The organism is Staphylococcus sp. GDY8P85P (genome assembly GCF_017892405.1).
In the GTDB taxonomy this organism is placed as follows: Bacteria; Bacillota; Bacilli; order Staphylococcales; family Staphylococcaceae; genus Staphylococcus; species Staphylococcus borealis.
Window position 1 is genome coordinate 1 of the sequence record NZ_JAESLA010000062.1, and the last position, 8173, is coordinate 8173.

Annotated in this window: 9 protein-coding genes and 3 pseudogenes; 6 read left to right on the forward strand and 6 right to left on the reverse strand. The window is 35.1% G+C overall.

From position 1 onward, the window contains the following. The first annotated feature begins 208 nt into the window (after window positions 1–208). The 5 genes and pseudogenes from KA828_RS11875 to KA828_RS13450 all read left to right on the forward strand — a co-directional run bounded on the left by KA828_RS11875 (window position 209) and on the right by KA828_RS13450 (window position 2770). The gene (locus KA828_RS11875; RefSeq protein WP_193839809.1) at window positions 209–1375 is read left to right on the forward strand and encodes a hypothetical protein; all 1167 of its coding nucleotides are present in this window, start codon (window positions 209–211) and stop codon (window positions 1373–1375) included. 18 nt (window positions 1376–1393) lie between these two features. Then, entirely contained in the window at window positions 1394–1537 is a 144-nt protein-coding gene (locus tag KA828_RS11880) for a hypothetical protein (RefSeq protein WP_193839970.1), read from the forward strand. Then, window positions 1498–1767, forward strand: a pseudogene (locus tag KA828_RS11885) (site-specific integrase); the annotation flags it as partial. The gene KA828_RS11880 and the pseudogene KA828_RS11885, both read left to right, overlap by 40 nt. A gap of 536 nt (window positions 1768–2303) precedes the next feature. Beyond that, window positions 2304–2600, forward strand: coding sequence for a Dps family protein (locus KA828_RS13445; protein ID WP_481906430.1), 297 nt, complete (start codon window positions 2304–2306; stop codon window positions 2598–2600). Then, window positions 2564–2770: a ferritin-like domain-containing protein gene (locus KA828_RS13450; RefSeq protein ID WP_481906431.1), complete on the forward strand. Its 207-nt coding sequence runs from the start codon at window positions 2564–2566 to the stop codon at window positions 2768–2770. The genes KA828_RS13445 and KA828_RS13450 overlap by 37 nt, the downstream gene beginning before the upstream one ends. A 41-nt stretch (window positions 2771–2811) precedes the next feature. Here the strand turns inward: KA828_RS13450 and KA828_RS11895 are convergent. The 4 genes and pseudogenes from KA828_RS11895 to KA828_RS11910 form a co-directional block, all read right to left on the reverse strand. Next, a pseudogene (locus KA828_RS11895) lies at window positions 2812–2901 on the reverse strand (IS30 family transposase); the annotation flags it as partial. A gap of 157 nt (window positions 2902–3058) precedes the next feature. Beyond that, window positions 3059–4978, reverse strand: a complete 1920-nt coding sequence (gene tet(M) / locus KA828_RS11900; RefSeq protein WP_000691727.1) for a tetracycline resistance ribosomal protection protein Tet(M) — start codon at window positions 4976–4978, stop codon at window positions 3059–3061. A 15-nt stretch (window positions 4979–4993) separates the two neighbouring features. Next, window positions 4994–5080, reverse strand: a complete 87-nt coding sequence (locus KA828_RS11905; protein WP_011058339.1) for a tetracycline resistance determinant leader peptide — start codon at window positions 5078–5080, stop codon at window positions 4994–4996. Window positions 5081–5354: 274 nt separating this feature from the next. Next, window positions 5355–6002, reverse strand: a pseudogene (locus KA828_RS11910) (conjugal transfer protein); the annotation flags it as partial. A gap of 111 nt (window positions 6003–6113) precedes the next feature. Here KA828_RS11910 and KA828_RS11915 point away from each other — a divergent pair. After that, entirely contained in the window at window positions 6114–7289 is a 1176-nt protein-coding gene (locus KA828_RS11915) for an IS256-like element IS1310 family transposase (RefSeq protein ID WP_002328814.1), read from the forward strand. Between the two features lie 54 nt (window positions 7290–7343). Here the strand turns inward: KA828_RS11915 and KA828_RS11920 are convergent, their stop codons facing one another. Next, window positions 7344–7736: a DEAD/DEAH box helicase family protein gene (locus KA828_RS11920; protein WP_204194354.1), complete on the reverse strand. Its 393-nt coding sequence runs from the start codon at window positions 7734–7736 to the stop codon at window positions 7344–7346. Then, the coding region (locus KA828_RS11925) for a hypothetical protein (RefSeq protein ID WP_204194353.1) at window positions 7733–8173 on the reverse strand (441 nt) is incomplete at its 5' end. The genes KA828_RS11925 and KA828_RS11920, both read right to left, overlap by 4 nt.

The window sequence follows — 8173 nt, forward strand, 5'->3', positions numbered from 1 at the left end:
CTAACGGCTACAGTGATAACATCCTTGTTAAATTGTTTATATCTGAAATAGTCCATAAAGAAGACTCCTTTTTGTTAAAATTATACTATTAATTCAACTTTGCAACAGAAACCAAAAATTAAATTTAGATGATTATTTTAAAGATTTACAACAATCACTTGTAGGCATTAAAGAACGTTTGAGTAATGCATTTACAAGTGATTTTATTATGCAGCAAGTTAATGGCGTGAAAAACTTCTTTAATGACCATGCTATTAATCCTGAAACAATTAAAAATAACATCAAAGATTTAGTAACATGGAACAAAGAAAGTGCTACAGTTGAAAATTTAACTTCAACATTTGATAAAGTAAGAGATTTTTTCTCAAAAGAACAACAACAAGTATCAGCATTATCACAAGAACAAAAGCAACCATCATTAAGTAATCAATTTACTGATTTAAAAGATATGATGACTAATAGTTATGAAACGATTAATAGAAGTGCTGACATACAAGGACTTAGAAACTACGAACAAGTAGCAAGGCTTGAAATCATCAATCAAAAACTAGCCTTACAGCCTGATGTTGATAAAACAGAACCAAATTATAATGTTGAATCTATCAGTCAAAACATATCGCTAAATAGTGATGAAAATAAAGGGAATACGATTGATTTATATAATTATCTTAAAGACGCACAAAATGTTTTATCATATAGTGACCCTTATAGTGCTGATAATGATATTAATAAACTACAATTAGAACAATTCACACTACAAGCGATACAAACAATTGAAGAACAAATTAGTCCAAAAGAATTAAATGAAAGTAGAATTAATCATTTGGCAGAAACAAACACTAAACCTTATCAAAACAGTGTTATTGATAGTTACATTAAAGATATTAATAGCATTGAAAAAAGTTTACCTGAACAAGCTAAAGTACAAATTCAAGAATCTGAAAAATTAGAATTAGAACAAAATAATACGATTAAAGAAGCCTATGATATTCAAGAAACAGAAGTATTTCAAACATTAAATGAAAAAAGTGAATATAAAGATTTAATGCAGAATGATAATGATAAACAAGTTGAAGCTGAATTATTAGATGTAGATGGTGATAAAGTAATCGTTGAAGTAGGTACAGAACAATATGCACTTACATTAAACGAAGAAGATACGCAAAAAATACAAAATAATCAAGATGCGTTTACATTCAACTTTAATACAGATACTAATGAATTTAATTATGAAATAGACGAAGATGCAATTTCAGAAAACACATATGAAGTAGATAACGAAAAAAAGTCACATACCCCTGAACAATATGAAGAACCTGATCCATTACCACCTGAATATATTGAACAAGCAGAAAATGATGAATTTGAAAGATAAAAAAAGGAGGTTATCACAGTGACTACCGTCATATTCGCAGAAAAACCATCACAAGCACGTGACTATGCTAATGCACTTGGCATAAAAAAGAAGCATAAAGATTATATTGAAATTCAAGATAGCGATATTATGGGTTACGGCATTCTCATGCTTCCTTGTTAATCAGTATGGGAGAAAATCCACTTATCATTAAAGATCGTCTAGGACACGAAGATATTGAGACGACTTTAGGAACGTATGGACATCTTTATCCTAACAGTAATTTCGAGGTAGCTAACAAATTAAATGGAGCCATTTCCTTTAAAGAAGCAAAACAAAATTATGATACTTCACCAAAGAATCAATTTACTGTAGACTACTTGCGAAACAAAGAAATGAAAAAAGTGCAATAAAAGTGCAGTAAAAAGATAAGAAGAGCCAGAAACCCTTGGTATAAGAGGATTTCTAGCTCTCCTACAACTACTCCATTTCAATAAATACTGTCCATTATCTAGTATAGACCCTATATATTCATAGCCCCTTTCTGTTTGGTGTTAAAGTATTAGTCATCGATGTCATGCACTATCTTGTTTAGCTCCGTTTTGATGGAACTGGAAATATTTTCTAAATTGAAATGATTATATATTTCTTTATCCTTAAGCATCCTTTTTTGTGCCTTATTTAATTTACACTCATTGTTACCCACTACCCATTCATCCTTTCTACGTATAAAGGGGTTTGCGCACTTTCCTTTAACGCGTTTTGAACATCTTCATAAGGTAAATAAAATTCAATTGTAGATTAATTTTACAATCTTCCATATAACGTCTCCATCTTTTCAAAACGACTTAATTCTACGGGCTATAAATAACTTAATTTGCCAGTGTATAACGTTTCAGATTAAGCTACCACTAAGTTATAATAACCATATCGAAAGGAGACCAATCTAATGAAATATACGAAAACCAAAGCAGTATTAAATCAACTCGTTGCCGATTTGAGCCAGATGTCAATGATTATCCATCAGACGCATTGGTACATGCGTGGACCCAACTTTTTGAAGTTGCACCCCTTGATGGATGAGTTCATGGAAGAAATTGACAGCCAACTCGATGTCATTTCTGAACGGCTGATTGCGCTTGATGGCAGTCCTTACTCCACCTTAAAAGAAATGGCCGAAAACACTAAGATTCAAGACTGGCCTGGTGAATGGACAAAACAACCCCAGAACGCCTCGCACACTTAGTTGATGGCTATCGTTACTTGGAAGACCTTTACCAACACGGCATTGAAGTATCCGATGTTGAAAAAGACTTCAGTACCCAAGATATTTTCATTGGTCTCAAAACCGCAATTGAGAAGAAAATCTGGATGATTCAGGCAGAGCTTGGGTCGGCGCCGGAAATTGATGAATAAAATAATATTAAAAAATCGGTAGACTTATGGTAGATTTTAAAATTAATCCGAACGCCCATTTGGATATTGGACAGCCCTAGTTCACAAAAGGTTTCGATTTTAATTCGTTCGGAATAGGTTATACTAGACAAAAGATCAGCTCCTAAAAGATGGGTTTGTGGTAAACACCATTTTAAAGGAAGCTGATCTTTTTTGTCCGAACAGCGTTCGGATTAATTCAAATCTTTATTAAAAAATATTTCATCTTATTTAACAAGAAACCATATTTATATAACAACATAAAATACACTAAGTTATTTTATTGAACATATATCGTACTTTATCTATCCGACTATTTGGACGACGGGGCTGGCAAACAGGTTCACCGGTAGTAACATGGTACCCTTTTAACTCTGTTAAACAAACACTACGTCCATTTGTAAAGAAAGTTAAATCACTACGATATTCTTGAATACACCGAGCAGGGATTTCTCCACTAAGAATGACCTCATTATTTTTCAATTGAGTGTCTACGATGTTCGCACAATATTTAGGAGCATCGTTGTATGCTCGTGAAAGATATTCCTGTGGCGCATAAATTTTAAAACTAAGATATGGCTCTAACAATTCTGTTCCAGCTTTTTTTAAGACTTGTTCCAATACAATAGGAGCAAGCATCCGAAAATCTGCTGGGGTACTAACAGGGCTATAGTATAAGCCATACTTAAAACAGATTTTACAATCCGTCACATTCCAACCATATAATCCTTGTTCGCAACCATAGCGTATCCCTTCCATAACTGCATTTTGAAATGATTGATTTAAGTATCCAAGAGAAACCGAGCTCTCATACTGCATTCCACTTCCCAACGGAAGCGGTGATACAGATAAACCAATGGAAGCCCAGAAAGGATTTGGCGGCACTTCGATGTGAATGGTATATTCTGCATTTTTTAACGGTCTCTCCATATAAATGACTGTAGGCTCTTTTAGTTCTATCTCCACATGATACTTTTCTTGCAACAGTGCACTAATCACTTCCATTTGTACTTTCCCTAAGAAAGAAAGTATAATTTCATGTGTCGTAGAATCCACGTAATATCGTAGAAGCGGATCACTATCTGAGATTTCCAAAAGGGCATCAAGCAACATTTCTCTCTGTTCAGGTTTACTCGGTTCAACAGTTGTTTGTAGTAGAGGGTGCGGATTTTCAATCTTTTTTCTCTGTGGCAATAGTTTTGTATCTCCAAGAACACTATTTAACTTCAAAAACTCATTTTGCAAAATAACAATTTCTCCAGAATAAGCTCTATCAATCTTACATAATTCACCATTTATTGAAGTATACATTTCTGTAACTTTTATTTTTTCTTTTTCTGATACTCTAACCGAATCTCGTAAATGTAGTACTCCACTATAAAGGCGTATATATGCAAGACGTTGTCTTTTTTTTGTATATTCAATTTTGAAAACATTTCCGCAAAGTTCAGACGGACCTCGATGTGTTGATGAATAAAATTTATTCGTAATCACTTCTATAAGGTTATCAATCCCTATATTGTTTTTTGCACTTCCGTGATAAACAGGGAACAGGGAACAATTATGAAATCTTATGCTTTCCTCTTGTTCGAGTTCCAATGCTTCTAATGATTTACCGGACATATATTTCTCTAAAAGGTCATCGTTTCCCTCTATTACCGTATCCCATTGTTCAGATTCGGTAAAGTTCGTCACACACATATTAGGATACAGTTCTACCTTCTGTTTGATTACAATTTCGGCAGAAAGTTTCTCTTTAATATCCTGATAAACCGTTGATAAATCAATTCCATTTTGGTCAATCTTATTGATAAAAAAGATTGTGGGAATCCCCATTTTCCTAAGTGCATGAAATAATATACGAGTTTGTGCTTGTACGCCATCTTTTGCAGAAATCAGTAGAATTGCCCCATCTAAAACTGATAATGAACGATATACTTCTGCTAAGAAATCCATATGTCCTGGCGTGTCTATGATGTTCACCTTCGTATTTTCCCACTGAAAAGAGGTTATTCCTGTCTGAATTGTAATTCCTCTCTGACGTTCTAAAAGCGTATTATCCGTCCTCGTTGTACCTTTGTCCACGCTTCCTAATTCTGTAATCGCTCCACTGTTATATAATAAGCTTTCTGTTAAGGTAGTTTTTCCTGCATCAACATGAGCTAAAACTCCAATATTAATAATTTTCATGTGATTTTCCTCCATTCAAAAACCCAAAAGGGCATAAAAATCCCAGTGATAAATACTTTTATCACTGGGATTTTTATGCATAACCATAGGTATACAAAGCATACAGATATTCTCTGGATACTTTAGAATCACATGATAAAGGTATTCTTAAACTGGGTACAAAAAACTAAGCCCTCCTAAAAAAGGACATCTAATTATTTGTTCCTGCTATCAAATTGACAGTTTATTTAAGAATACCTTGCCGCATATTTATTAACTCCTTTTAAATAGTCACTTAAATAATAGCACGTAAGAGCATATTTGTAAAGGAATCTCCAATTTTTTATCAAAAAGAGTACATGATTACAAAGTATCTGTAATCATGTACCAATATTTGTTATTTTACAATCTTCCAATTATCTTGTTTTTCTAATATCAACTCAAATTGCGAGATTTGGGTTGCCTTTGTTTCTTGATCTAAATATTTCACAGCGACATTCACGATTACTTGGTTATCTTTTCTGGTAAAGATAGGATTCACCAATTCCTCGAAAACATATTCCTTGTTAATCATAGGTAACACATGATTACTTACATAGTAAGTCAATTCTTTTTCTGTGGCGGTAGGATAGAGCTGGAAGAACGTTTCTAAAAAGCTAATGATTTCGTCCATCGTTTCTGTATCTACTGTATGGTCACTTTCTAGCTGTTTGGGTTGGTAGTCCGATTTTTGAGGTTTCTTACTCATTGTCGGATTTTTGATAATAACCATATTATCTGATTCATCTATATGGACAACCACATGAAAGCTAGACGATATAGTTTCCTTGTCTTTGTCTTCGGTAATAACTTGTTCAACAGAAAACAGTACCTCAAAGGTGTTCTCATTCACTTGAGAAACCTGCCACACCTGTATATCGTTCACACTAGAACTAGTAGGAATATCCTTACGAATCATTTCTTCATTTAATACCTGCAATTCTTCCGTCAAATAATGGGTCAATTTCTCATTTCGTTTATCAATGGCTTCTTGGGATTGGAGAGCGTAAAATATCTTGTGTAAACGCACAAAAGATTTCTAAATTGTATAGAAATAGGGAATGCCTTCCCTTATGATATTTAGTAACCACAGAAAACATCACAGGAGGCATTCCCCATGAATGAACTTACCACAGAAATTATCGCTGCACTAGCCCAAAAACAAGATTTGGACGAAGTTTTTCGTCACCACCTTGAAATCGCCATCAACCAGCTGCTTCAAACTGAATTGGCAGAGTTTTTGGGTTACGAACGCTACTCATACGCTGGGATTAACACTGGTAATAACCGCAACGGCAGTTATGAGCGCTCGTTTGATACGAAGTACGGCCAACTTAACTTAACCATTCCTCGAGATCGCAATGGCCGGTTTGAAAATCATACCTTGCCAGCCTACGGTCGGCACAGTGATAATTTAGAAACAACGGTTATTCAGTTGTATACCAAGGGAATTACCACTGCTGAAATTGCCGAACTCATTGAGAATATGTACGGTGCTCACTACTCCAAAGCCACGGTTTCCAACATGACTAAAGCCGTCAATGAACAGGTTCAAGCTTTCCAGCAACGTCGACTGGCTTCACAATATGCGGCTATCTTCTTAGATGCCACTTACTTGCCGTTAAAGCGGGATACCGTTCAAAAAGAAGCGGTTCATATTGCGATTGGCATTCGTCCAGATGGTACGAAAGAAGTGCTGAACTACCAAGTGGCGCCGACGGAATCAACTGGGATCTGGACTGAATTACTGGGAACCCTGATTAAGCAAGGTGTCAAAGATGTGCTGTTGTTTGTGGCCGATGGGTTAGTTGGTTTGGATGAAGGTTTAAATCGGCATTTTCCCAAAGCTAAACGACAACGTTGCCTGGTTCATGTTGGGCGTAATTTGATAAACAAAGTTCGGGTGAAAGACCGTAAGGCCGTGATCAATGACTTTAAACAAGTTCATTGGGCTGCCAATCGTGAAGCAGCCGAACTGAAACTGAATGAGTTCGCCAACAACTGGCATCGTACCTATCCCAAGTTAATCAAAGATCTGCTTAAAATGCCGAATCTGCTCACTTTCATGGACTTTCCACCAGCCATTCGGCAATCACTCTACTCCACTAACTTGATTGAGAACTTTAACAAGCATCTCAAGCGCACCACCCACCGCAAAGAACAATTTCCAACGGAAGATTCACTGGATCGATTCCTGGTTTCTCAGTTTAATGCTTATAACGAGAAGTCTCTGAAGCGGATCCACCGAGGCTTTAAAGGACTCCAGGACACCTTGGAAGCATCATTTATTTGAGTTAGTTACATATTATATGTACGAAGGCATTTCATTTACACAAGATTCTTGACGCTACCTTTTATCAACTAGGTTATCGTGTTCACTGTCTGTTAACATTGCTTTAGATTTTTTCCCGACCACTCGTTCATAGTTGATAAAGGTTGCTGAACCGATACCAAAGCCATTATTTAATGCGTCATCAACAGATTGTGCCTGAATACTTGAAAAATTATTAGCTTTGTCCTTTGACTGTTCTTCCAGTTCGCCTGCACCAGGAGTGAACCAAATAAATGCTACATCATCTGCCGTTGATTTTATATACTCTTCAATCCATGACAGAAGTATGATAGTTTTTCCAGCTCCGGTAGGGGCCTTTATTGTTAGTTCATTAACTTTATATTCAGGTGCTGTGAATTCTAATAACTTATTTACTGCATTTTGCTGAAATTCTTTTAATTTTATCATCTACTCCATAGCTCCTTACCAAAAAAGTAATCTGGGATTTCTTGAATAGTTATCTTTAAATCTTTAATGATCTTGTTTTGTTTCGTGTCAAAAAAAACATCAGGGTGTATGAATACAGTTGAATTTCTTTTAAGGTTATTGTTTTTAATCAAAGAGTCTAATTGACTTTCACTTAATACAATTTGAACCTTGGGATTTGTGATATCTATTGAAAATTCAAGTTCAACTAGTGGGGTAATGAATTTCAGCAATTCATACTCAAGTGATTCATCTGGAAATTCATTTTTATTAACAAATTCTGTCTTAAAATATTTTAAGTTCATTTTGTTTTTTGAAACTAAAGCTTCTTTCTCAACTTCTCCTGTAAGTGCAAGTGTTTGGTCATGTAACTCTAGCTTCATTTTTGAATAACTATTTTGGTTCTGTTGCAAAGTTGA

Coding starts and splice junctions, on each gene's coding strand:
- KA828_RS11920 (WP_204194354.1), bottom strand. CDS start 7,736: ATGATAAAATTAAAAGAATTTCAGCAAAATGCAGTAAATAAGTTATTA.
- KA828_RS11905 (WP_011058339.1), bottom strand. CDS start 5,080: ATGCTTTGTATACCTATGGTTATGCATAAAAATCCCAGTGATAAAAGT.
- KA828_RS11875 (WP_193839809.1), top strand. CDS start 209: ATGCAGCAAGTTAATGGCGTGAAAAACTTCTTTAATGACCATGCTATT.
- KA828_RS13450 (WP_481906431.1), top strand. CDS start 2,564: ATGGACAAAACAACCCCAGAACGCCTCGCACACTTAGTTGATGGCTAT.
- KA828_RS13445 (WP_481906430.1), top strand. CDS start 2,304: ATGAAATATACGAAAACCAAAGCAGTATTAAATCAACTCGTTGCCGAT.
- KA828_RS11915 (WP_002328814.1), top strand. CDS start 6,114: ATGAATGAACTTACCACAGAAATTATCGCTGCACTAGCCCAAAAACAA.